This is a genomic window from Psychrobacter sp. P11F6, assembly GCF_001435295.1.
Lineage (GTDB): Bacteria > Pseudomonadota > Gammaproteobacteria > Pseudomonadales > Moraxellaceae > Psychrobacter.
Genome location: NZ_CM003594.1, coordinates 2284043 through 2310353, shown reverse-complemented (window position 1 = coordinate 2310353; position 26311 = coordinate 2284043). Strand labels below are relative to the sequence as shown.

General features: G+C 41.7%; 22 protein-coding genes. 2 read left to right on the top strand and 20 right to left on the bottom strand.

The genetic code is table 11. From position 1 onward, the window contains the following. Window positions 1–63: 63 nt before the first annotated feature. The 5 genes from AK822_RS09510 to AK822_RS09490 form a co-directional block, all read right to left on the bottom strand. Window positions 64–891 (bottom strand): HAD hydrolase family protein, encoded by an 828-nt coding sequence (locus tag AK822_RS09510; protein ID WP_060491462.1) that lies wholly within the window; start codon window positions 889–891, stop codon window positions 64–66. 82 nt (window positions 892–973) lie between these two features. After that, window positions 974–2281: a phosphoribosyltransferase domain-containing protein gene (locus AK822_RS09505; protein ID WP_060491461.1), complete on the bottom strand. Its 1308-nt coding sequence runs from the start codon at window positions 2279–2281 to the stop codon at window positions 974–976. Window positions 2282–2327: 46 nt separating this feature from the next. Continuing rightward, on the bottom strand, window positions 2328–3401 hold the full coding sequence (locus AK822_RS09500) for a J domain-containing protein (RefSeq protein ID WP_060491460.1): 1074 nt from the start codon (window positions 3399–3401) through the stop codon (window positions 2328–2330). A 398-nt stretch (window positions 3402–3799) separates the two neighbouring features. Then, window positions 3800–5044, bottom strand: a complete 1245-nt coding sequence (locus AK822_RS09495; RefSeq protein WP_060491459.1) for a trypsin-like peptidase domain-containing protein — start codon at window positions 5042–5044, stop codon at window positions 3800–3802. Window positions 5045–5131: 87 nt separating this feature from the next. Next, on the bottom strand, window positions 5132–6295 hold the full coding sequence (locus AK822_RS09490) for an ATP-grasp domain-containing protein (RefSeq protein WP_060491458.1): 1164 nt from the start codon (window positions 6293–6295) through the stop codon (window positions 5132–5134). A 330-nt stretch (window positions 6296–6625) separates the two neighbouring features. Here AK822_RS09490 and AK822_RS09485 point away from each other — a divergent pair, with 330 nt between their 5' ends. Beyond that, the gene (locus AK822_RS09485) at window positions 6626–7915 is read left to right on the top strand and encodes a TerD family protein (protein ID WP_060491457.1); all 1290 of its coding nucleotides are present in this window, start codon (window positions 6626–6628) and stop codon (window positions 7913–7915) included. 103 nt (window positions 7916–8018) lie between these two features. Here the strand turns inward: AK822_RS09485 and AK822_RS09480 are convergent, their stop codons facing one another. The 13 genes from AK822_RS09480 to AK822_RS09420 all read right to left on the bottom strand — a co-directional run bounded on the left by AK822_RS09480 (window position 8019) and on the right by AK822_RS09420 (window position 22253). Further along, window positions 8019–8435, bottom strand: a complete 417-nt coding sequence (locus tag AK822_RS09480) for a hypothetical protein (protein WP_060491456.1) — start codon at window positions 8433–8435, stop codon at window positions 8019–8021. A gap of 378 nt (window positions 8436–8813) precedes the next feature. Further along, the gene (locus AK822_RS09475; protein ID WP_045445366.1) at window positions 8814–9422 is read right to left on the bottom strand and encodes a TerD family protein; all 609 of its coding nucleotides are present in this window, start codon (window positions 9420–9422) and stop codon (window positions 8814–8816) included. A gap of 109 nt (window positions 9423–9531) precedes the next feature. Then, window positions 9532–10284, bottom strand: coding sequence for a TIGR00266 family protein (locus tag AK822_RS09470; protein WP_060491455.1), 753 nt, complete (start codon window positions 10282–10284; stop codon window positions 9532–9534). Window positions 10285–10455: 171 nt separating this feature from the next. After that, a complete protein-coding gene (locus tag AK822_RS09465) occupies window positions 10456–11031 on the bottom strand; it encodes a TerD family protein (protein WP_045445372.1) in 576 nt (191 codons plus the stop codon). A gap of 469 nt (window positions 11032–11500) precedes the next feature. Then, window positions 11501–12565 (bottom strand): DUF475 domain-containing protein, encoded by a 1065-nt coding sequence (locus tag AK822_RS09460; protein WP_045445375.1) that lies wholly within the window; start codon window positions 12563–12565, stop codon window positions 11501–11503. Window positions 12566–12839: 274 nt separating this feature from the next. Beyond that, window positions 12840–13415, bottom strand: a complete 576-nt coding sequence (locus tag AK822_RS09455; RefSeq protein ID WP_055123872.1) for a TerD family protein — start codon at window positions 13413–13415, stop codon at window positions 12840–12842. A gap of 275 nt (window positions 13416–13690) precedes the next feature. Further along, entirely contained in the window at window positions 13691–15994 is a 2304-nt protein-coding gene (gene rlmKL, locus AK822_RS09450; protein ID WP_060491454.1) for a bifunctional 23S rRNA (guanine(2069)-N(7))-methyltransferase RlmK/23S rRNA (guanine(2445)-N(2))-methyltransferase RlmL, read from the bottom strand. Between the two features lie 228 nt (window positions 15995–16222). Further along, window positions 16223–17410, bottom strand: coding sequence for a mechanosensitive ion channel family protein (locus AK822_RS09445; RefSeq protein ID WP_226950312.1), 1188 nt, complete (start codon window positions 17408–17410; stop codon window positions 16223–16225). Window positions 17411–17526: 116 nt separating this feature from the next. Next, entirely contained in the window at window positions 17527–19023 is a 1497-nt protein-coding gene (locus AK822_RS09440) for a dihydrolipoyl dehydrogenase (protein ID WP_060491453.1), read from the bottom strand. Window positions 19024–19219: 196 nt separating this feature from the next. Continuing rightward, a complete protein-coding gene (locus tag AK822_RS09435) occupies window positions 19220–19717 on the bottom strand; it encodes a peroxiredoxin (protein WP_205628044.1) in 498 nt (165 codons plus the stop codon). Between the two features lie 190 nt (window positions 19718–19907). Continuing rightward, the gene (locus tag AK822_RS09430) at window positions 19908–20237 is read right to left on the bottom strand and encodes a hypothetical protein (protein WP_045445384.1); all 330 of its coding nucleotides are present in this window, start codon (window positions 20235–20237) and stop codon (window positions 19908–19910) included. A 236-nt stretch (window positions 20238–20473) separates the two neighbouring features. Beyond that, the gene (queC, locus tag AK822_RS09425) at window positions 20474–21190 is read right to left on the bottom strand and encodes a 7-cyano-7-deazaguanine synthase QueC (RefSeq protein ID WP_167541684.1); all 717 of its coding nucleotides are present in this window, start codon (window positions 21188–21190) and stop codon (window positions 20474–20476) included. 310 nt (window positions 21191–21500) lie between these two features. Further along, on the bottom strand, window positions 21501–22253 hold the full coding sequence (locus AK822_RS09420; RefSeq protein WP_060490363.1) for an IS5 family transposase: 753 nt from the start codon (window positions 22251–22253) through the stop codon (window positions 21501–21503). A gap of 227 nt (window positions 22254–22480) precedes the next feature. On the opposite strand from AK822_RS09420, the gene ttcA reads away from it, so the two are divergent. Continuing rightward, window positions 22481–23638 (top strand): tRNA 2-thiocytidine(32) synthetase TtcA, encoded by a 1158-nt coding sequence (gene ttcA, locus AK822_RS09415; RefSeq protein ID WP_060491450.1) that lies wholly within the window; start codon window positions 22481–22483, stop codon window positions 23636–23638. A 154-nt stretch (window positions 23639–23792) separates the two neighbouring features. On the opposite strand, the gene AK822_RS09410 is transcribed toward ttcA, so the two are convergent. Next, the gene (locus AK822_RS09410; protein WP_060491449.1) at window positions 23793–24374 is read right to left on the bottom strand and encodes a FixH family protein; all 582 of its coding nucleotides are present in this window, start codon (window positions 24372–24374) and stop codon (window positions 23793–23795) included. A 335-nt stretch (window positions 24375–24709) separates the two neighbouring features. Further along, the gene (ccoG, locus tag AK822_RS09405; RefSeq protein WP_060491448.1) at window positions 24710–26119 is read right to left on the bottom strand and encodes a cytochrome c oxidase accessory protein CcoG; all 1410 of its coding nucleotides are present in this window, start codon (window positions 26117–26119) and stop codon (window positions 24710–24712) included. Window positions 26120–26311: the final 192 nt, after the last annotated feature.

Here is a 26311-nt window from a genome sequence, read left to right as displayed (position 1 = left end):
AAAATAATTTCTACTTCTATAAACGGGGGCGATTATTGTTTTTATTTAGGAGAGATTAAGTGTTTAGAATGATTGAGCGCTAAGTCGTTCATGTAACTGACCATGATTGGGCATACCATACCAGTCAAGCAGCTGTAAAAATGGTAAATCTGCCAGACTGTCACCAAAGCCAAAACTTGGTCGCTGACTGTCTAAATGATTAGCTAACAAGAACTGTACCGCATGGCGCTTATGAACTGCGTGCGGCAATATAGCTAGATTATTCGCATTCACGTGCACATAAAAATCCTGCTCAAAGTCTCGTATTAACGTTGGCAGTTTTGCAGCGAGATCTACTAATGCTTGATGGTCTTTTTGCGCATGTTTGATAGCCAGATAAATGGTTAATTCTTTATTATCAGCGCCATCACTAAAGCTATCGATATGTGGTGTAAAGACCAGCTGGCTATTGTCATTTTTGCTGTGATTCGCGAATAGCTGGCTCAGCTGCTGCAATTTTTCTTGCAATGGCGCAAGCTTATTATACATATACTGTTGCCACTGGGCTTGTAACGCACCGTCTTTGTCAAGAATAATCGCGCCATGAGTCAAAATTTGCCAGCTATCAAAAGGCAGTTTAACACGCTCGATTTCACTGCGGTCGCGTGCCGTCACTACGATTAGATCAGTGCTAGCAAGTAGCCAGTTAAAAAACGCCGCTTGGCGCTGACTCATAAAGCTTAATGGCTCGCCTTGTTTGTTAACGGTTGCGCAAACTAAGTTTTCAGCTTCAGTGGTGGGTAAGTCCCATGCGTCAATTTTACGCTGAGTTTGAAATAGCGTGTCGTCCAAATCCATTAGCGCGTAAGGCTTAACGATATCAGGATTGGCTTGAAAAAATGGGCTGGTCATAAAGGTGTCCGTAAGGGTTGAATGTGAAAAGCAGAGCGGGATTTAGAGGATAGTTGTAAGAAGACAGTTCTTATAAAATAATTTACAGCGTCGGACTCACCACCAATACATTCTCCAAACCTTTCCACATAGTATCAACGCTATCAGCGGACGTTTCCACACACAAGACAATCAAATCCCAATTGCTAGGTGTAACGTTGTACGCAAAGTTGGTCATACCAAGCCCATAATTATCATTAAAACTTAGCATCGAGGTAATTGCGCCACCAAGCGCAATCGGTGAGCGGGTTAACGCACTAAAATTAACCGTATTCTTACTATTCTCTATATGCGTATTTTGCGCAAGCCATTCAGCCAATAAAAACGGTAACCAAACAAACTCATTACTGCCCAATACTAAGATACGCTGTGGCAACTGTTCTTTATCAAACGGCTCTTTCTCAGGTTGAGCTTGCTTGTTAAAAACGTTAAAGGCAGTTTGAAATCTCAAAAGATAATGATCAAACCCGTCGGTGCTATCTAGGGTTGGGAAACGTCCCCAATTGCCAGTATTACCTAGAGACTGACTGCCTGCTTCAGTTGTATCAACCGATGGCATCGTTATCGGTTCAGGATTGGGCGCATCTGTCCAAGTCCATGCACCAGACAGTAGATGATGACGTTGAAAGTGGATATTGGGCAGGCGTTTTGCGATTTGGTCAGACACAGCTTCATTGGCATCGGCTGCATTCTGATTCTGGTTTAAAGACCAATCAACCAAAGTGGTAAGATGTACTTGCTCTAGTTGGTCAAGTCCTGCGTTACGAAGGGCAGTGACGACATTGACGCAAGTATTGCCCGTCGACGCTTCATCATCCACCATAATCAAGGTCTTGCTCGCTAGTAATTGCGCTTGGGTCACTGTATCTGCACTTTGATAAATGAGATGCTGGCTGGCATGACTGTGGTCTTCGCTGAAAGTGGTTAATAAAGAGTCACTGCTACTGTCATGACTGTCATCATGTTGCGCATGACGCGTAGAGTTTAATAGTAAGGCATTGGGGTAACGCGTTTGTAGCGCTTGATGTACCCCCGCAGATAAGCCAACGGCTGTCTCTGCCATACCGATGACTAAAATCGGCTCAGGCAAATCGCTAGGAACCAAATTCGCCAAGTCAGTAAAAGCATGACGCATGATGCTAGGAGCCACTGGAATATGACGACCTAATACTTTTGAGACAAACAAAAAGGCACGTTTTGGGTTAATGCGTTGTGCAAAGCCAAGCAAGCCTTCTAATTGATAATCATTACTTGGTTCTGCCCCATTTTTCGTAGTGGCTGAATTGGTTTGATAGGTTAAATCAAGATTGCCGCGTGGTAGGGTAATGGTGCAGACATAGCTTTTTTTCATGGAAATACTGTTTGTAGTCATATAAAGGTTTCAACGTTATTGAGTGCTAAAATCGTAGTGTTTCTTTTGCAAGGTTTAGTTCTTGAGCTTTTTCTTGAAGTACCAGTTTTACAGATTCAGGTAAGTGAGTGTATTTGTCAGGATGAAAGTCTTTGATCTTTAATCTATAAGCTCTACGCATTTCTTCGATAGTAGCTCCTTCTAACAAACCAAGAACCTTTAATGCTTTTAGATTATCAGAAGCTTCTGTAGGTTTGTCTTGGTTTTTAAGGGTTTCAAAACCAGAGTAAACATCCTCTAATATTTCATTGCTAATGCCCATTAATTTGCTCAGATTTTTAATCTCTGCTAGACCTTTTTCTATATGCAACCATTTTCCTGACTCTAGGTTATTGATTATTATCCGAGCTGATGCATAGAAAATAGTATTCTTGTCATTAGTAGTATTTGCTCTATTATTGAAATCCTTAACACATTCTCTCAAATCTATTGAAGTACCTGATAAGATTTTCATTTGATTTTTTAAAAAATCTCGTTCTTCTGGATTGTTTTCTATGTGATTTGAAAAAACATTTTTGATAATTTTGATATTGTCTTTGGACCAAGATTTTGAATCATTAGAATCACCTTTTTTGATGGAGTAGTAAGCCAAAATTTTTATTGTAGGAATGAACCATTCCATAAGTAAAAAAGAGCTAGAGCTTATACGAATTTCCTCTTGAGATTTGAGTTTATCGAGAATAACGCCATCTTTTAAAAGCGTAATATTAAACTCTAAGGTGATATCTTTATTTCTAGGCAAAATTAAAGCATTGATAGGCACACTTATTGAGTAAGGACCATTATTATCGTTATTGCGAGCACCAGTTATAAAGTTGCCTTCTTCATCATTAAAAATATCATAATAACTTTTTACATTTTGTCCCTGATAAGCAAGTTCAAGAATAACAACTTCTGTTCCATAAGGAATAGTATCCATACTTAAGTGTAGATACTTGCCCTCTAGCTTCGTAGTGTAGGAATAGTTTCTAGTGGCAGTATTATCTGAAACACTTTCATCATCATTTGACAAAGCACCTATTATGAAAAAAACAGCAACTAAAATTATTATATAAATCATATCTATTTGCTTACTTTAGTTATTAATTTTTATTGGAATTTTTTCTTACATTTGTACTAAAATTTTTGCTTTGTATATATAGTTTTAAATAAAAAAGGTGCAAGTATTATCACATGCTACTAGAATTAATGCTCTGTGCTTGCTGTACCTACGTAGATAGAAGTTGCTAAAAACTCATTTGAGTAGCGGTGTATACTTTTGAAAGTTGGGTAACTATAACTTTCTAATTATTTAGGTTAGATTTTATCAAGGTTAAAATCTTAAAAATATAGTGTAGCTCAACACTTGTTATTTCTAAGCCGGGTTATTATGATAGCGCGTATCGAAATAATCAACTACTAAATAAATCAAGTGTTTAGATGTATTTATTTAAGGTTTGTCGACACTATAGTGAATCATTAACCCTGACAACCTACTAACCACAAAGCTCCGCGACTTTGTTTGCTTAATTGCGGCGTGGTCAGCGGCGCAGCTGTCGTGCGTAACATGCCAGATGAGTCAGATAAATTATCTAAACTAATTCCAGCGCTCGCGAGTAGGGCGGATAATAACTGAAATTTCACCGCATAGTTCATATTTTGTGCATGCTCATGGACGAGGCTGGACGTTACCATGCCGATAACTTCGCCAGTCGGCAGTAATAAAGGGCTGCCACTAGAGCCTGGCTGAATAGGCGCAGTAAATTGCAGATAGCGAATATCATCGCCAAACCCTGTCAGTCCTGAGATGCAGCCTTGCGTTACTTGTAATTGGCTACTCAATCCTGATAACGGAAATCCCAAGGTGGTGATGGTTTCACCCAAATTATCAGTACAACGCTGTGCTAAGGGTAAATAACTTGGCAGTGGCTCACTTACTTTAATAATGGCTGAATCACTACCAATATCGCTGAGTACCACTTGCGCCTCATGATCGGGCTGCCCTTGCTGACGCACACCAATCATCGCCGCCGATTCAATGACATGATAACAAGTCAGTAAATGATAGGGATCGATAGCAAACGCTGTCCCTGTCCAAGTTTCACCATACTGAACTTGTCTGGGCGGACGCGCATCACTGTTAGGATAACCTTGCTGCTGTGCGCGCTGGGCATCTTGGATAAGGGCATGCGTATCTGGCGGACGCATATCAAGGCTCACTTGTACATGATGCTCAAGACTTGCCAGTCCTTGGGTGGAGCTTTCACCAAGGGCACGGCATTTAAATTGTCCATTGCGTCGGTATATCTCTAATATGATCGCCGCCTTGACATGGCGCTCACTTGTGGTAAATTCATAACAAATATCGCCCTCATTGAGGGTTAAGTTTACCTTGCTCAATTCAACGGCAGGTAAGTTTAGGCTTGGCTCATGATAAACATAAGCAATCAGTTGTAAAAAGCTTGCACCTTGTTTATCAAACAATGCAGGCAAATCCAATTGCCATGCATTTGGATTATCTTTGCTATTGAGCTGCGCCCATTCCTTCGGTTCATGAAGATAAGCAGGACTACAAGCGGCTTTTCGATGCTCATCCAAAGGCAGCCATAGTAGCCCAAGCTGCTCGCCAAACTTTGACTGATTTGTCGTCGAAAAGGCGACCGAAAAATTCGATGTCGCGATGACCGTATTTTCCCCTAACACTAACGTGGTTTGTGCTGTCATCGTTTGCCTCTTATTGAATATATTCGGTTGCCATGGATTTATTATTGTAGGTTTATTGCCGTCAGCTTTTTATATTATTATTTTGACTTATTCAGTGATGTCTTCTTCAACTTTTACACCGACCATAATAGAGCGTACTTGGCAGGGGGTTATTTGTTGCGCGATATCAGCCAGTATCGGTTTATCGGTTAAGCCCAGCCAATAGGCAAATCCAACTTGGGTCAAATCCACACCGCTATGGGTGGTGTAGTCGATGCCACCAGAAGGGCGACTATTAATCTCAAGCACACGGTGCTGACCGTCATCGTCGGCTTTGGTTTGGACACTGACGATGCCATCGCAGCCAAAGGCTTTTATTAGTGGAATGACGACATCCATGACCGCTTGCTCGTAGCCGATATGCTGAATTTTCCCCGTTTTATAACGGGTGACAGCAGCCAATACTTCGCCATATTCACAGACGACATCGATAGAGTACTCTTGCCCTGACAAATAAGGCATTAGCAGCATGGGAATTGGGCGTTCCTGCACCATGACACTGTTTGCATAGGCATTAATAAATTGCGTGGTATTGATTTTTTTATCTTCAGTAAAATATAAATGCTCAAAGCTATCGTACTGTTCCCCATCATTTTTTGCTAAATCTAGTCGCCAAAACCCTTGAGCGAAAATACCCGTAACCGGTTTGACGCATAATGGTTGGTGACCGTACGTAGCAAGTAATGCTTCAAGCTCTGCGACATTATCAAAGCGCCACGCCTCGGCAACGGGAATATCATGCTCATGACACTGCTGCATAAAGGCAAACTTATCATCTATCACTTCTAACGCTGCCACACTCGTTGCACCCGTCAATAAACGAATGCCAGCCGCGTTAAACGCCTCACGCTTGTCTTCGTAATCAATACCATTGCGTCCAGTGAGCAACACTTTTACATTGTTTTTCTGCGCTTGTTCTAACACAAACTGCCAACGCGGCATCAATGGCTCAACAGATTCCAGCACTGCTTGCTCATCGTTATCTGCGGTGCTAGTAGAAGGCTCGTGGTAAACGCTGTCAGCAAATTCAAAAATCTCAGGTCTATTGTGGCGGTGTGAAGCGATAATGTTAAACGGAGTATCAGCGTGATTTTTTAGGGTTTGCAGGCTGGCTAACATATCACGCTGGCTTGACTGACCTTCAGCTAACCAAACGGCAGGTGATGCGGCAGTTGATGTTATATGATCGTTATCGTTAGCAGGGGTTTTCATAATTCTCTCAGCATTATCGTAGGTTTTAGATATAATTGAATAATTCACTATCGTCATCGCAACACCATCAGGAATATAAGCAAGCCTCAAACAGCAATAAAAAAACAAGCCGTAATATTGCTAATAGTAGGGGCTATTATATACAAATGCTAAGCGTTATAAATGCTGCTGACAAAATAGCATGAAGGATTTGTAAAAATATTTTTTAGGGTCATTGGCATGTTATTGAACGGTCGTACGCTTTAAAAATCAGCTGCTATCCATGCTACTATATGACAATTATTAGCATAACAAACACACGCACATAATAAATAATTCAAAGGATGTATGATGAGCCAAATCCAACCTCAACAACTGATTGCTGGTGCCAATGCGCCACTGCCAACAGATCATATTAGCATTCGTATTTTAAGCCAAAGTGCAGTCGATTGCGCGGCATATCGCCTGACAACTGACGGTAAAGTACGCGGCGATGGCGACATGATATTTTATGGGCAGACACGTAGCGATGATGGCAGTGTGAGTTTCCGTGGTCATGATAGCGATGGGTTTTTTGATATTAATTTACCTGCGCAGCCTGCAAATATTGAGAAGATAGCGTTAGCGTTTTCTAGTGCGCAGCCGCTTGCGCAAGTTGGCGATGTCGATATTCAGGTATTGCAAGGCAGTCAAGTGCTGATGACTTGCCAATTAAGTGCAGCTGGACGTAATGAAAAAGCGATTATTTTAGCGGAATGTTATCGCCGCCAAGGTAGCTGGAAGTTCCGTTTTATTGCCCAAGGCTTCGAAGGAGGGCTGAAGCCTTTGTCTGAGCATTTTGGTGTAGAGATTGCTGATGAAGCGCCCGCTCAAAGCCCTGTACAAGACCAGTCACAAGGTCAAGCTCAGCCCATCAATACGCAGCGCCCAATTAATACGCAGAAAGCAGGTAGTGCACCTCAAACAAGCACGCCGCCGCCAATTCCTACAGCTTCTCCAAATCCGTCAATTAACCTAAGCAAAATCACTTTAACCAAAAATCAGTCTAGCATCAACCTAAAGAAACGTGATGACTTTGGTAAAATCTCTGTTAACTTAAACTGGAACCAAAATCCGACTGCCAATCAGCAAGCACCCAAAAAAGGCTTGTTAGGCGATCTTTTCAAACAACATAAAGCGGGCGGTATTGACCTTGATGTTGGGGCGATGATTCATCTAAAAAATGGTGAAAAAACCTTGATTCAGGCCTTGGGCAATCGCTTTGGTAGCTTAACATCAGCGCCTTACGTTTGTTTGCGTGCTGATGATAGAACGGGGCAGGTGAGCGGCGGTGAGTGGCTAGATATTAACGGTCAGCAATGGTCGCAGATAGAAGAGGTGTTTATTTTCGCCTTTATCTATGAAGGCGCACCCAATTGGGCGCAAACAGATGGTGTCGTGACCATTCATGTACCCGACCAACCACCGATCGAAACGCGTTTGACAGAAGGAACAGGTAATCTACCAATGTGTGCGATTGCGCGCTTGGTCAATCAAAATGGCAGTATCAACGTTGAGCGTATTAATGAGTACTTTAAAGGCCATCAAGAAATGGACAAAGCCTTTAATTGGGGCTTTAGTTGGAAGCGTGGTAGTAAGTAATAGCTTCGATAATATCCTGTAATGCAAAAAAGCCAGCCCATCTAATGATAGATGGGCTGGCTTTCTAAGAGTCATTAATTATTAGTTGTATTACTTGCTCTTTTTATTTTTTAGAAGTGTTTTTATTTTCATACCTATCTAATTGACTTTGTAACTGTGTTAGCTTTTTATTAATCATTTCACGATTTTTTGCTGACTTCATCCAATTGGGTAGTCTTGAAGGCATGCTGGCATTACCAGCATCGGCTGTTCTTTCTCTTAATGTTGCATTGATATAACTATGTAATTCAGTTAAATGGTTCTGATTAAATGCCCAAATTTTGCCAAATCGGCAGGGTACTTGTAAGAAAAGAGGAAGCCCAAAATCAGCGTCAATAGCTAACCTTGCATCATAACGTTGGTATTTATTCGCTCTTTCTACGGGTACTGTATTGGTTTTACCACAATTTGAGCAGTCAATAGCAATAGTAGAGGGTAAAGCTTGTTTATAGGAGGATATTATTTCTTCATTAGCAGTCAATCGTGTACCACAAAAGCTACACGGGCAATCTCCTATTAAATTACATTGACCTACCCAGTCGGCTTAATCTTCATTTTTTACTAATGATAATTGGCAGTGTTTACAGACAAATTTAGCACACCAAACTTTGCGTTCACTTTCTATTCTGTATTGATGTTCATTTTCAACTTTACCTACAGTGCCACATTCGATACAGCATACTATACTTTGCTCGGCATAATAAGTTAGCCTGTAACCGTTATCAATGTGTCTTGCTTGCATATCTCTTTCACACTCTGAGCTTATTTTATTCATATTATAATAATCAAAAAAACAGCTCAACGAAAGTCGTTAAGCTGTTTGTATTGAAAGTAATGAAATTTAAAAATAGATCAAAGATTATGCGTGCGGCGTGATGGCAGGCATCAAGTCATGAAAAGTACGACCAGAAGCCGTTTCACCAATTGCATGCATTTTCCACTCATTATTATGACGATATACTTTTGCCATAATCATCGCGGTATGCCCACCTTGCGCTGATAAATTGTAGCGCGCGACTTCCTGATTGTTATTGGCATTGACGATACGACAAAATGCATTTTCTACCGTTTCAAACGTTTGACCAGTGAAACTATTGACCGTAAATACTAGAGAGACGACATTGGCAGGGATTTTTGAAAGATCGACATTGATAACTTCGTCGTCACCATCGCCGTCACCAGTGCGGTTATCACCAGTATGGACGATACTGCCATCTTTTGATTTCAGCTGACTGAACCAAATCGCATCGATGGCTTGTTTATTGGTATCAAACATGATGCACGAGGCATCTAAGTCAATCGAGTCGCCGCCGCTACCACCACCGAATAACTTGCCCAGGAACCCACCTTTTTTATCTTGAGGGTTTTGAGCAACGTCCCAGCCTAGACCCAGTTTTACTTGGGTAAGCTCGCCGCCCGCTTCTTTGCTTAGGGAGATTTTCTGACCTTTTTGTAAACTAACTGCCATGTGATATTCCTTATACTACAGTGTTATAGTAATTGTGAGTAGAGGGTTAAATAAAGTCTATGATGACGAGGAGTCGTTGTAACATAAAGCTTTAAAAACATAATAATAGCTATAAGATATTGCCAAGCAAACTGTTATTGCCGCCGCGACCGCCTGAGCTAGTACCTAAGATGCTTTGTAGCCAGCCTTGGTAACTATCACGATTACGAGAGCAGATAATGACTTTGCCTGAGCCTGAGAAGTTTAAAACCATACCTTCGCCACTGGTGACCGAATTGATAATATTGCCCATGAAGCCTTTTTTCTTACTGGTGGCGACTGAGAGTTTGTATTCCAAACGCGAGTCCCAACAGACTACATGACCGTTATCAATGATGACGTCTTTACCAGGTTCGACATCAATCTCAAACAATGAGCCAAAACCCGATACCACTACCTGACCTTGACCTTGCGTCTGCATCACCATAAAGCCGCCAGTATCACCAAAGACTGCGCCACCTAGATTACGTTGAATCTTAGCCTTCACATCGACACCCGTTTGCGCTGCGACAAATGCGCCATCGCTTAATGTATATTGCTGCGCACCGCAATCAATGATTTGCATATCACCGTCGAGCGTTGGCGCAAGTAAACAATCGCCTTCACTGTTCACGGCTTCAATCTGCTGCTGAAACAAGGATTCATCATTGGCAAAACGGCGCATGAGTGATTGCATCAGACCGCCTTGCAGCTTACCTTTTAGCTCAAGGTTTGATTCCATCATCACCATTGCATTGGCTTCACAATAGATGGAGTCGCCTTTTTTGAGGTTACAATGAAGAAATGGTTCAATGGTACCGATCAAGCTAAACGTGGCGGTCATAGGGTGCGAATCCTTATATCAGTATTCTATATGTTTGTAAGTCATGTCTGTAAGTCGGCTTAACCATAGATTTTCGCTAGCCTATTACTTTTAAAGCCATCAAATGCGATAGTAGGGCACACTTGATGGCTTTTCGGGCTTATATTATTAGCGCTAAATGTTAGTCAGCTCTTAAACATTAACGCCATAAGAAGCCGCTAATGGTCCAAGACCACCGCTGAAGCCTTGACCAACGGCACGGAATTTCCAGTCACCACTATGGCGATATAATTCACCAAAAATCATCGCAGTTTCGGTGCTACCGTCTTCTGATAAGTCATAACGTGCGATTTCAGCATCGCCATTGTCGTTAACGACACGGATGTAGGCATCACCCACTTGACCAAAGTTTTGATTGCGGCTTTGACCTTCATAAATAATCGCACAGATAGCGACTTTGCTTACGTCAGCTGGAATGCTAGCAAGGTTGATTTTGATTTTTTCATCATCGCCGTCGCCTTCACCAGTACGGTTATCACCTGTGTGCTCAACCGCGCCATTGTCTGACTTTAAGTTGTTAAAAAAGATGAAATCTTGGTCATTACGTACTTTGCCTGCTTCATTGACCAAAAAGCCAATTGCATCTAAGTCAAACTCTTGACCGTCAGTAGCACGTGGATCCCAGCCAAGACCGACTGTAATATTGGTTAAACCCGGCGCTTCTTTTGATAAGTTTACGTTGCCGCCTTTTGTTAAGCTAATAGCCATATAAATATCCTTTTGATTAATAATTGAGTGGATTGAATGATAAAAAAAATAAACTAAAATAGTGCAGTGGTCGATATATAAATGCAAGCAATGAATAAATTTACTCGTATGCCACGCCCTGCATATCATTACGATTTACTATACTAAGCGATTGCTTACTAAGCAAGGCGTATTTTGTGTGATTACGATATGATTACTAAGGGACATATCAACGCTGCAAGTCTGATACTTTTTAACCGTCCGAGCAACAGTCGTTAAGGTGTTGTTATCAAAAAGTAAATTAGATCGTTAGGCAGTGCAACATAAAAAAGCACTTATTCAACGGGTGTCAAATAAGTGCTTTAGAGCAAAAACGGGTCATACCAACTGCTTTGGTACAACCCGTCTATTTTTAAACTAACTTTATCTATCCACTTTATACTGTTTGATATTAAAAATTTTTGCTTGGGTTTTTAACATCGAACGAGCATCAAGTAATTGATTTGGCTTCTCGCTTACGATAATTGAGTGAAGCGACAAACGCCCAACCAATAAAGGTAATACCAATCAGACCAGTGATAAGCTCTGGTACATGGAATTTCACTGATAGCAGCATGATGATAGCTAAAGCACCGATAGCATAATGCGCGCCATGCTCAAGATAGACATATTCATCCAAGGTGCCTTTGTCGACCAAGAAGATAGTCATCGAACGTACAAACATCGCACCAATAGCCAGACCTAGCATAATAACGATTACGTCATTAGTAATCGCAAATGCGCCAATCACGCCATCGAAACTGAATGAGGCATCAAGGACTTCTAGATATAAGAAACCGATAATACCACCTTTCATAATCGCGCTAGTTGCAGCACCAGTACTATTACCTTGAGCGTCTAGTTCTTCTTCAAGATCACCCTCTAACATACCAGAAACCACTTGTACGCCAAGGTAAACTAAGATGCCCCATACGCCAGCGATTAGGACCGCAGCTGATTGCTCAGGCTTGGCAAATGATACGGCAATCATCAAGACGATAAGCGCGACAAACACGCTCATGGCATCGACTTTGCCTAATTTTGCCAGACGGCTCTCAAGCCAATCGAACCAGTGTACTTCTTTTTCATCAAAGATGAAGTTTAAGAAGACGAGCAATAAGAAAATACCACCAAATGCTGAGATTTCAGCATGATGCGCCAATAGTCTGGCTGAGTATTCTTTAGGATCGTTCAATGCCAAATCGATTACTTGCATCATACCAAGGTCGGCAGTAACAGCGACGATAACAATAGGGAATACCAAGCGCATACCAAAGACGGCGATTAAAATACCCACCGTTAAAAATATCTTTTTCCAAAACTCATCCCAGCCTTTAAGGACTGAGGCGTTGACCACCGCATTATCAAACGATAATGAAATCTCCATGACGGCCAAAATAGCGGTAATAGATAGGGTGGTTATCATACCGCCCATACCGCCATGTGAATATCCCCACCATGCCGCGACCGCTAGGGCGATGGCGGTGAAAATAAAGTCTAAATAAAAATGTCTCATGACACATCCTGTCTGGTTGCATAAAGCTAAGGTCGGCCTACTATAGGCACAAACCACAAAAAAAGCGGTTATCGCTAACCACTTTTTTTGCATAATTCTAAACGAAACATAAAGCATTACTAGTCATTTAGCTATGAATAATTGTGACTATTTTGCAACCATATTTTACAGCCATTATCATTGCTAATGGTGAGTACAAATAGAGGGCTAATACTTGCTTTATATTTTGAGTTTAATGGTCATATAGTAGTCTAAGCATGAATAAGTTATCACATTAGATAACAACGCCATACTGTTGACACATGGCTTGCAAGCCGCCTGAATAGCCTTGACCAACGGCACGGAATTTCCACTCACCGTTGTGACGATAGACTTCGCCAAATACCATTGCTGTTTCCACAGAGTAATCTTCTGCCAAATCAAAACGTACGACTTCAGTGCCTGTCTCTTCATTCACGACACGAATAAAGGCATTGGCAACTTGACCAAAGTTTTGACTACGAGCCGCCGCATCATGAATAGTAACAGTGACGACAATTTTGTCCACATCAGCTGGGACTTGGGTGAGATTTACTTTAACGACTTCATCATCTCCATCACCTTCGCCAGTGCGGTTATCACCAGTATGCTCAACCGCGCCATTATCAGACTTAAGCTGGTTATAGAAAATGAAGTCATGGTCGCCGCGTACTTTACCTGCTGTATTCAGTAAAAACACACTGGCATCAAGATCAAACTCAGCACCAGAAGTTGCGCGTTCATCCCAACCAAGACCGATAAGCAGCTTGGTCAAATTTGGGTCAGTTTTGGTAAGCGATAAGTTACCGCCTTTATTAAGTGATAAAGCCATGGGGTTATCCTTGTTATTAGAGTGATTAAGGGTTTAATAGTTAAGTTATATAAATAAAAACAATCGCAATAGTGGGATTAAAGCGCTCGTAAATCTACGCTTCACGGTTGCTTAGCTATTACTTAGCTAGTATTTAATGACGCTCTATCATAACAACAAAAAATGACCCAATCAAAGCCGATTGGGTCATTGTTATGTGTACGACAAGACTGACTATAAAAGATGGCGTCTAAATGCGGTGGTTAACCTTTATATCCATCCATAAACCTAAATTATCAGCCCTGACGATGACGAATCTCAAAGCTTTGATGAATAGGCTTTTTAATATCAAAATCAAAACCAATGGTTTTTTGCGTGATATCAATAATTTCATAACGCTCAGTTAACTGCTCATCGAGCTCAAAGCGGGTAAAGTTATTTGAAAAATACAAAATCCCGTCAGAGGTCAAGCGATTCATCGCGCGGTTGATAAGAGCAGAGTGGTCGCGCTGCACATCAAAGGTACCTTGAAACTTTTTCGAATTCGAAAAGGTCGGTGGATCGATAAAGATGACATCAAATTGTTCAGTATTGTCTTTAATCCATTCAAAGATATCGGCTGCGACGAATTGATATTTATTGCGGCTAACGTCCAGACCATTTAATACAAAGTTTTGCTTACCCCAGTCTAGATAGTTCTGTGACAAGTCAACGCTGGTGACTTTTTTCGCGCCAGCAAGCGCTGCATGTACACTTGCCGTACACGTATAAGCAAATAAGTTCAGTACGGATTTATTACGACTGTTGTCTTTGATACGGGCACGCATATTACGGTGATCAATGAACAAACCCGTATCTAAATAGTCCGTAAAGTTGACGTAGAAATAAGCACCATCTTCACGTGCAACATGAAATTTACCACGCTTTTCTGTAGTGTTCTGTTTGCTATATTGGTCATTACCAGACTGGCGTGCACGGGTCTTGATAAATATTTGTTCACGGTTAATACCAAAAACTTCACGAATACCCATTAATGCCAAGTTGAAGCGTTTTTTAGCAGTCTCAGGTGGAATGGTTTTTGGTGGCGCATATTCTTGTACGTGCACATAGTCGCCATATAAGTCGACGGCGACTTTGAAGTCGGGCAAGTCAGCATTGTAAACGCGCAAATTACTAACCTTGTCTTTTTTAGCCAACTTCTTCAGCTTGGACAGGTTTTTTTGCAAGCGGTTGATAAAGTCTTGTCCCTCTTCCACTTCAATTTCACGTTTTTCGAAGCGACTAACGAGATTGCCCGTTTGTCCCGCAATCAACGTGCCATAGCGGAAATAAACGGTGATAGCACCATTATGACAGCGTAAGGTTTTTGGTTCTTTAATCGGTAAGATATCAACTTGCTCAACATTAGATGCCAATATGCCAAGCATCGGATCGACGCCGCTACCAGCAAAGCTATCTTGCAAAATAAGTCCAATCGCCTGATATAACGGCTTAATCATCTCTTCGTCACCCAAACGCTCACCATAAGGTGGGTTGGTGATGATTAGAGGATTGCTCAATCGACCGTCATCGACCAATGGCTTCAGGACAGTGCTCAGCTGGTCAAGCGCACGCGTCTCAAGATCAAGCAGTGGTAATAAATCTTGCAAACCTGCGGCAATCAGGTTTTTCTCTGTTGCTAAAATCGCGCCGCTATCAGCATCAAACCCCAAAATCAGCGGTAATGTATCTGGTTGCTCATTAGCAATTGCTAAGGCTTCGCGAAAACGTGTCTGGGCATCATCGATCATCTGTTGCCATAAGGCATCGTCATGATGCCGCCATTGGTAAAAACCAAATTGATTGGCGGCTTTATCGATACCCACAGCATAATCGCAATGCATGAGTAGTGCTTCAATAATAAAGGTGCCAGACCCACACATTGGATCAATTAGCGCATTATAAAAAGGTGCATTATCAGCTTCATTTTTCTTGTGCCAGCCTGCACTATATAGTAGAGCCGCTGCCAAGTTTTCTTTGAGTGGCGCTTCAGTCATTGCCACGCGATAACCACGGCGATGCAAACTGGTGCCTGATAAATCTAAATACAGCTCAGCTTGCTTATCATTCACAGTTGCAAATATCGAAAAATCTGGATTTTTACTATCGACGTTAGGACGGCTGTCGTAAACTTCATTGAACGTATCTGCAATCGCATCTTTGATACGTAGCATCGCAAACTGTTGACTGACGGCGACACGCTTGTCGACCGACAGACGAATGGCAAAGGTTTGCTCTAAACTAAACTGCTCAATCCAATTGACCGATTTTGCCAAGCCATAAAGTTGCTCAGCCACATCGTATTCGGCATTGATATTTTTGCGTTTAATGAGCATTAATACCCGCGAGGCGACACGTGACCACAAACAAATGCTATATAAGTCACGCAAAGTACCAGTAACTGCCAGACGGCCTGTACTTTTGATTTCACTTGCAATACCAAAACTTGTCAGCTCAGTTTGGAGTGGTGCCTCAAGCCCATCGGCACAGGTGATAATAAGGTCAAGCGACAATTCTGGTGAAGCTGCTGTTAGAGGTGCGGGCGCGGTTGTTTCGGTCATACGGATACCTGTGGGCTAAATTGATAAGTAATGCACATCATAAAATAAGATGTTTAACCGCCAATTTTACCATAATTCAGGGCAGGATGGTTTAAAGTGGTGGTGTTTATCAAAGAGAGATTCAGCAATGTCATCTTTCACAAAATCATGCTTATCATACTAAAGATGAAAACCTTGAGCCTAAAAATTGTGGGGTAAATTGTCCAAGGGATAAATAATCTAATGAGCTTATTTATCCGCTTTGCTCAGTGGTGGCGTTTCTGACACGACCTGCGTTGTAGTTGCAAAAGGTTTAGTGGCAATAGGATAATCCACATCCTTTGGCATAAGCAGACGCATATGAGGGTAAGGAGTAGAAATATTAGCGGCATCAAAGGCACGCTTGATATCTTCTTTTAGACCTTCTTTAATTTTGGGCATGCGCGCGACAGCAGCAGGCTTGACCCAAAAACGCACAATAAAGAACACTCCGTATTCACCAATTTCATCCACGGTGGCCGAGGTTTCAGGACGGCTGAGTACTACATCGGTATCAGTAAGCACCTGCAAAATTTCCTTGCGAGCAGTATCGACATCATCTTCAAAGGCGATACGCACACGAATATCGAAACGTATGAAGTTCTTGGAGGTTAAATTGGTCACCTCAGAGGAGGCAACGTTAGAGTTGGGAATAATGACGGTGATGTTGTCTCGAGTCAAAATATGGGTGGTGCGTAATGCAATGAGTACGACGCGACCCTCATTGTCATTGATATGAATCCAGTCGCCAACCTGAAAAGATTGTTCGAGTAAAATGGTAATACCCGCAATGAAGTTAGCAAGCGTTGATTGGGCAGCAAAACCGACTGCCAAACCCACAATCCCTAAACCTGCGACCAATGAGACGATATCGAAACCAAATTGCGCCATGACGCTGGCAAGTCCGAGTACCAATAGCAGCACTGACAAGATGTTTTGAAGCAGCTGCTCTATAGAAGCATTGAGACCATAATGCTGTAACACCTTATGGATAATCTGTCCAGATGACGCCCAAAGTACATAATAAATCCCCGCCCATGTACTGGCTTTTGCAGTGGCTTTGATAGTCTCTGGTTCAAAGTAAATCTGGCTCATAATGGCAATCAGGCTGGCAACTATCCAGATATAACGCAAGACTGAACGAACAATCTTGGTACGGCGCTCATTCAGGCGGATTTTTGTCCTACTTTGCTTAAGGATGTAAATGGCAAGCCAATAAAAAAATCCCAACACTGCCAGCAGTATTAGGATTTTGATGGCAGTACTAGCGAGCTCTACCGCTTGAGACGACCAATCAAGTGACTCTTCATCGACAGAGCCGCCAAGCGCAAGGTAGAGGCTAGTATGCAGGTCACGAACAATCTCTTTAAAAAAATCAGTAATACTAGCGATTGCCATTTTTTGGTCCATGCAGAGTTTTTTAAAGTATCTCAAGTCGTCAGTGCTACCAAACACAACATGAGTGATGATTAATACGAGACATCCTTGTTTTGAAAGTGTAGCTGAGCTGATGCTTAAAAGCTATCTTCCTGTGTGTCTTGGTACTGATAAGGTATTGCCATTTTGTGTTGAACATCGCGTAACGCGGTACGTAAGCCTTCTAATATCGTAGGATGATAAAAAGGCGTATCGAGCATGGCCTTAACACTCAAATCATTGGTAATCGCTGCCGCTAAAATGTGTCCAATATACTCGGCATCAGGACCCACCATACTAGCGCCTAAGATTCTATCAGTTTTTTTACAGCCATAGATATGTAGCAGGCCACAGTTGACGCCCATCACGCGACTACGGCCTTGATTGTCGAAGCTGACGCTACCGATGACATATTCTAAGCTTGTATCCTGCTGAATGTCTGGTAGAGACATGCCGACGTTAACGATTTGTGGTGAACAAAACACAATCGAGAAGGGCGTGGCGGGCGGGCGAATATGAGCGGCGTCTTCATTCTCGCAGACCATACTTCCAGCGCTATAGCCTTCATCGCTGGCCACATGCAATAGTGGAAGGTTGGCGTTGGCATCACCAACGATATAGACATCTAAATCACGAATCTGACCTGTTTTTTTATTCAAGTGCTTTGGACGATCTTTGTCGTCAAGCTCAACGCCTAAATGTTCGACTCCCAGCGGTTTGATATTATTACGGCGACCAGTGGCAACCAGTACATACTCACCTTGCCATTGTTGCGACTCTCCGGCACTGTCTTCATAATTAATAAACGCGGTTGAATGGTCATTATCCGTGGCTATTTGCACGCCGACATCGTTGATTTTGCTGCCCAAATGCATGGTCAATTCGCGGCTTAAGCAATCGATAGCTTTGTTATTGATATCATCGTCTTTGAGACCTGCAACACGTTTGACACGATTAAACAAAGTTACTTCTACGCCTAAGCGTTTAAAGGCTTGCGCAAGCTCTAATCCGATAGCACCTGTACCGACGACGGCCATTGTTTTGGGTAAATTTGTGAGCTCAAAGATCGTATCAGAGGTGAGCATGGTGTCACCAAGCTTATCTGCCCAGCCATCTGGAATAAATGGAGAGCTGCCCGTGGCGATAATGATTTTGTCAGCGGCAATCAGCGCATCATTGACTTCAATGAATCCTTGGTTATTGATATGAGCGCGTCCTGAGATTTTTTTGTGATCAGGCCAGCTATCTACTTGAGCTTTGATGTAGCTAGCAAAATGAGCACGCTCGTCCCGAACGCGCTGCATGATTTGCTTGCCATCTATCTGGACGGTGGCATGGACGCCAAATTCAGCAGAGTGATTGGCTTCATACGCACGATCAGCGGCGGCAATCAATAGTTTGCTTGGCATACAGCCGACCGCAATACAAGTGGTCGTCCAGAATCCGTCATTAATAATAACAACATCATCACGGGTTTTACTGGCTTGACGAAAAGCATTTTGCCCAGCAGTACCTGCACCGATAACGGCAACAGATACTTGGCGAGTAGCTTTGGATGCTGTGTTATCCGCTGCAGTATCGGATTGTTTATTCATATTACTCTCAAGTTATAAGATGTTTAGTATTCAGGGCTGTTTTTTAGATGAGTTTTTTAAGAGATTCCTCTGATAAGAGATTGCTCTAAAAGATAGTCATTCAAAAACTACTTTTGGCCTCTGTTATCCAGCGTTTATCGTAATGATTATTAGCGTCTATTTTAAAATTCTTTTTTATGACTCTTAGTTTTATTGGTTAAGGTGCTAAGGTTTCAAGCAAACGTTCAGTGTAGCCTTTGGCACGTAAATTTCGCTGAGCATGGGTCAGCTCGCCATCTTTGTTAAAAACGAACGCTGAGCGGACCAGCCCTAACGTTATTTTGCCATACATGTTTTTTTCCTTAATCACGTCAAAGTATTGGCATAGTTTTTCATCAGTATCGCTGATAAGGGCAATGTTTAAATCATATTTGGTGATGAATTTCTCATGAGATTCAACACTATCACGTGAGACGCCGATAATGTCATAGCCTAAATCATCAAACTCATGGAGATGAGCAGTAAATTCGGTTGCTTGAGTGGTGCAGCCTGGCGTACTGTCTTTTGGATAAAAGTACAGAATAAGCCCTTTATCAGTATTGGCAATCATCTCTTTGAGATTGATTTCATCATGGATAAAGTTGCCGGCAAGCTTTCGTACTATCGTCACTGGAAAGTCAGGTAAGGTTAGGTTTTCTGTGGTTGGTTTTGCCATTATAAAATCCTTATTCGTTTTTGTTTATGTCAGTACTTATATTCGTGCTTATGTCGATTGGTAATCTATACTGTGTTCTTATTATAAGCAGATTAGCAGCGATTCATAATCAGTTTTACACTTTGCGCCTGTATTGACAACAAAAAAGACTGGCAATAGCCAGTCTTTTGTATATCAAACGAGATGTGTATTATGCTGGTTTTTGTGGCTGTTTTAAATCTAAGCCAACAGTACATTGCTGCAAATCTTTTTGCATTTTTTTGACGTAAGGCAGTCCAGACGGATCTTTTTTGTCTTGGGCATAGCTCTCAATTTCCCACATCTGACCGATGGTCATGTTGCTACGCACACCAATAGTGCAATTGCATAGTTTGGTCGCATCGCCTTTGTCAGCGACTTTATATTTGACCGCACCATTAACGCAGGTATTGATGTTATTTTGCTTAATATCGGCAGCGTTTGCTTGTGGCATCACAAAAATGGCAGCTAAAGCTAGGGGTAATAATGGCAACAACTTCATAAATATCCTCTTACGGGTAACATCAATTTTCTAAATTTTGTACTCAAAGTAAAGCAAAAGTACTCATAGTCCGTTGACTAATGTGGTTACTTATATCTTGTGATAAATGCAATCGCTCATACCATAACAAGTATGTGAGTTAAAATACAACGGCGGCGTGCTGTGTTAATGCAAGCGAATGTTTCGCTAATGTTGATTGCTATCACGCTTTCATGCAAGTGCAATCCCATCATTCATTAAGATTGATAATGGGTTGGGTCAGTGATGCCAGCCTGAGCAAATCCTTGACGGCGTAAGGCACAGCTATCACATACACCGCAAGCAAGACCTTGTGCATCGGCTTGGTAGCAAGATATGGTTTGCCCATAATCGACGCCCAATGACAATCCAAGCTCAATGGTTTTTGCTTTTGACAGTTGCTGTAATGGCGTTTGAATGGATAAGTGATGACCGGTAACGCCCGCTTTGGTGGCAAGATTGGCCATATGCTCGAAGGCGGCAATATACTCTGGACGACAGTCGGGATAGCCTGAGTAATCGACTGAGCTAACGCCAATGACGATATGATTGGCATCGGTCACTTCAGCAACGGCTAGCGCATAAGACAAAAATATCGTATTACGCGCAGGCACATAGGTGTTGGGAATAGCGTCGTTATCGATCTCATCACGCTTTTTATTAGGGAACTTATCCGTATCGCCATCAGGAACAATCATACTGTGATCTGTCAGCGAAGAGCCACCAAGCTGAGCGATATCAATATCAATAATCCTGTGATTGACCTCGGCAGTCTCAGCGATGGCTTTTGCCGCGACCAGCTCACTATTGTGGCGTTGACCATAGTTAAAACTGACCGCAGTCACCGACGCATAACGTGCCTTGGCCCAATACAAACAAGTCACCGAATCAAGCCCGCCTGACAGCAGCACAACGGCATTTTGGCTTTTATGCAGAGCATTTAAGTCAGTATCGAAGGCTTGATTATTAGAGGCGCTTTGCGAAGTAACATTAGTCATAGTGGTATCTATTATTGGTTTGCGAAATTGGTTTGCGAAAAACGCCTATTTTAGCAAAAATACGCTCATTACAGAACCACGAAGCCATTATAAATACGATATGAAACCTTAATCAGCTCAAATAAGAAATTTTTTTATAAAAGTGTGGAGCTATCAGCAGTGCTATGGTCGAATGTTCACCATACCTTAAGCTAAGCCATAAAAAATACTGAATATTTAATCTGATAGTTTAGGGCGTGTTGAACATTCAAAGTTTCAACCAAAGATAAGCACAAGCGAGAGCCACCGTATTCTCATAACTTTGCTTGAGCTTATCAAATCTAGTTGCAACCGCCCTGTAGTTTTTTAACTTAGCAAAAGCATTTTCTACTAAGTGTCGAGCCTTGTACAAGTGCCAGTCCATATGGTTATTGGTGGACTTAGTATTCTGTTTTCGAGGAATATTATTGAAGCAACCTGCTCGTTCAATATGCGCTCGCAGTGGATCAGAATCATAGCCCTTATCGGCACATAGTATGTCTGTACTACTTAAATTAATCTCATCAATTAAGTCTGGAGCCACCTTTACATCGTGAGTCGTGCCATCTGATAGGATAAAAGTAATAGGGTTGCCATGAGCATCAACTGCTAAATGAATCTTGGTTGCGCGTCCTGCCACACTTTTACTAATGGCTTGTTCCACCTCATTGCTACCATTACTGTGCTGATGTGCTTTAATGTGTGTGCCATCGATAAACACCCATTCACAGTCTGAGTCTTTAGTTAATAAAGCGAACAGTGCAATCAGTTTATTGCTACGAAACCAGCGCTGATAAGCCTTGTAGACGGTATTAGGCTTACCAAAGTAAGGTGGCAGATCACGCCAAGGACAGCCAACACGCATCCGATATAATACGCCTTCAAAGGTTTGTCTAAGATTCCCTTTGTCATAGATATTAAGTTCTAGTAATATAGGTCTTAGTCTTGTCCAGTGTTGATCTTTGAGCATTGTACGAGGCATAGCAAACGATGTCTTTTTTGTGTGAGAACTTAAAGACTAACCGTTTGCTATTTTTTTGCTACTATTTTATTCCCAATGTTCAACACGCCCTAATCTCATCTTTTCAATCTGTTAGCAAATTTTGTTATAATCGCTGCTTTTAGAGCCACTGTGCTATTACCTCCTTGCTAAAGGCTTTATGCTTCCATTTTTTAGCAAAATTCCCTTGTAAAGATATTGAGTAACTTATGACCGCAGCAACCTTGTTTACGCCACAAATTACGCCTGAAACCGATGATATGTCAGCTGATACAGGTTTGGATAATCATGCTTGGGACACTGATGGCGATAGTATGGAATATGAGGATGTTGCTGCCGATCATACAAATGAAGACAGTATCGCCGCTGCACCGTCAACGTCTACTGAATCAGCAGAGTTCCGTAAGCTGCAAAAGAAGCTACGTAGACAAGTCTCTTGGGCGATTCGTGATTTTAATATGATCGAAGACGGCGATGTGGTGATGGTCTGTGTTTCAGGTGGCAAAGACAGCTATACCTTGCTGGATATTTTACTATTACTCAAGCGTATCGCCCCGATTAACTTTGATATCGTCGCGGTCAATCTCGATCAAAAGCAGCCCGGTTACCCTGAAGATATTTTGCCGGCGTATTTGAACGAGCAGGGTATCGCGCATTATATCTTAGAAAAAGACACTTATAGTATCGTTAAGAGCGTGGTGCCAGAAGGCAAAACTTATTGCTCGGCGTGTTCACGTCTGCGCCGCGGCTCGTTATACGGTTTTGCTAAGCAGATTGGCGCAACCAAAATTGCGCTGGGTCATCATCGCGATGATATGTTGGCGACTTTCTTTTTGAATTTATTTCATGGCGGCACTCTTAAATCGATGCCACCGAAATTGCTCAGTGATGACAAGCAAAACCTACTTATTCGTCCACTGGCTTATGTCGAAGAAAAAGACATCATCGAATATGCTCGCTTAAAAGAATTTCCAATTATTCCATGCAACTTATGTGGCAGCCAAACCAACTTACAAAGGGCCATTATCAACGATATGTTGCGGGAATGGGATGATGCTCATCCGCAGCGTTTGGCCTCTATTTTTAAGGCCATGCAAAATGTTGCGCCCTCGCAATTGGCGGATCGTGAGTTATTTGACTTTGAAACCTTGAGTCTTGATCGTGATGACAATGAGCGTTTGTTTGAAGGGGATAACATTCAAGCTGGGCAGACCGAGAGCTTGACTGAAATTGGCTTACCTGTATCGCCAAAAACCCAAGCGTTCAATCCGAAGTTTGATCGTAAGCTGCTTTCGACAGAGTCTGATAATTCAGCAGAAAATAAGCATACGAATCAGAAAATTCCAACAATAAATCCTGTTATTTAACGATTCGCTTATTCGATAATATTAAGTGACATTTATAAAAAATAGCATAAACCGTTAGTGTAAAAAACCAGCTCATTATTGATAAATGGCTGGTTTTTTTTATGTGTTAATAAATTGATTATTAATCATGGTTATAAAAGTAGTTTTTATAAAATCAACTTTCTGCAAAAACAGGTAATGGGTCAAAGCTAACTTTTGAACGTGGTAATTTCGCCACATCTTGCATGCGCCAGTCATCTTTACCATCACTACTTACTTGTAGATAATATTTTGCTTTTAAAGGATCTATATCTACCTGCGCACTGTATTTATTGCCTTCGACATGTTGAAGTACGACATCGTGATCTTTTTTGATATCGGTTGCATGCGAGATAGACAGCTCTAGTTTTTCAGGATAAGCCAGAGGACTACCATTCAGCAGTTTACCTGATTGCAGACTCTGTTCAGGATAATTTAGATAGAATACAACATCACCATTATCTGCAAACTGCATTTCGCCGTGCAAATCTAAGTCATAAGTCAGTTTGTCACGTGATACATCATGATAAAGCGTCTTACCATCCATATACCAGTCGTCACGTACCACGCTATCCCGAATTTGATAAGAGTAATAAACAAAAAAGATACAGGCCACTACGACAAATGCTGGCATGCCAATAACAAAAATAACCACCATGTAATTCTTATACCATGGCTGAGTATCTTGATGCTTAAAATTTGATGCTGGAGTAGACATAAAATACCTATTAATCAGATATCTGTTTATCAGATATCTATAAACTGTATCAATGGATAAGCTGACAGCGAAACAGCTGCCAGTTTAATGATAAATCGTCCACCTGCTAGCCACTGACTCACAGGTGAAATATAGAATTATATACTAGGGCGCATCCTCAGTCTGAATGAAAGCACCTAAATGGATTAAAAATGGTTAAATTTTGCCAAACAGCTGGTTAATATGCCGATATTATCTATACTATTTTCCCAGTTTGGCTGCCATTTATTGCATTTCTATTACCACTTTTAAAATGAGGACCTGCCCTCGCTAAGCTATTAATTGCTTATAAAAACCTACTGCCCTTGAGTAGTAAATACGTTTTGTTTACTGACTTTATACTGACCATCTTCACTGGTCACATTTAGGGTCACTGATGTTTGTTCAAAATCGATAACCTTAGGATCGCCATAAATACTCACAGGCATATCAAAGCTTTCACCTGCTTCTAATGGTACATCATTGAACCGCAGCTCCAAGCTCAAACCTTCTTGTGGAGCAAGGGTTATTGTATAGGTATGCGGCTCTTGTGTTTTATTAGTCAGCTTGACGATATAGCTGTTTTCAATCATGCCTTGATTATTCACTGAAGACAACTGATTACGGTCACGGCGAATATCAATCTCTAACGGTACACGGTCCGTCAATGCATAAATAACGCCACCACATAAAATAGTAATAACGGCTAAATAAGCAAATAGACGTGGACTGATGACGCGGGTATTTTCTTTTTCTGACAACTGTCGTTCTGTCGTATAACGAATGAGTCCACGTGGATACCCGACTTTATCCATAATTTCATTACAAGCGTCAACACAAGCCGCGCACTGTATGCAAGCGACTTGCAAACCATCTCGAATATCAATGCCAGTCGGACATACCTGCACGCACATGGTGCATTCAATACAGTCGCCTAAATGTTCAGGATGCGTGCCTTTTTTTCGTGCCCCGCGAGGCTCACCGCGTTCATAATCATAGGATACGACCAAGGTATCTTTATCAAACATGACGCTTTGAAAACGACCGTATGGGCAGATTTGGATACACATCTGCTCACGCATATAACCTGCATTGACGTAGGTAGCAAAGGTGAAAATAAACATCGACACCCATACCCATGTTGGCCAATCAGGAATAGGAATAAAACCAACGGTTTGCCAGCTTTGATATAAATAATCTGTTCCAGCGACATAACTGACAAAGGTTGCCGCGGTAATCACTGAAAATACCAACCAAATAAAATATACCAAAGAACGTTTAAAGGCTTTTTTTGCGCTCATCGGTTCTTTATCAAATTTGATACGCTTGTTGCGATCGCCAATCACCCATTTTTCAACATATTGATAAAGATGTGTCCAAATCGTCTGAGGGCAGGCATAGCCACACCAAACACGCCCCGCATACACAGTCACCATGAATAAAGTGAATGCGGCAATAATCGCAAAGGCGGCAATGAAGTAAAAATCTTGGGTCAAAAAAGTCATGCCAAAAATATAGTAATGCTGCGAGGGAACATCAAGCCATATTGCTTGCCTACCATTATAACGTAACCATGGCAACAGCAGAAAAGCGGCTAAAAGCGCATACATCGTGACGACACGAATGTTTTGATAAAAACCGGTGACAAACCTAGGGTGAACTCGATGCTTGGTCGCATCAAGGTCAATTTGCTGTACAGGGATTTTATTGGGTTGTGGTGCTGACATAAACGTGCCTCTTTTAAAAAAGAATCAGTTTGCTGGCATGATGAACAAACATCTTTAATCATCAGATGTATGAGTGTGTGATGTTATCAATGTCAGTAAGTAGCGGATAAAATATTGAACAGAAAAATATTTTAACCCATCTACCAAATGATCGATTGCAAATAGCTTAATGAGAATGGATGACTATCTTCT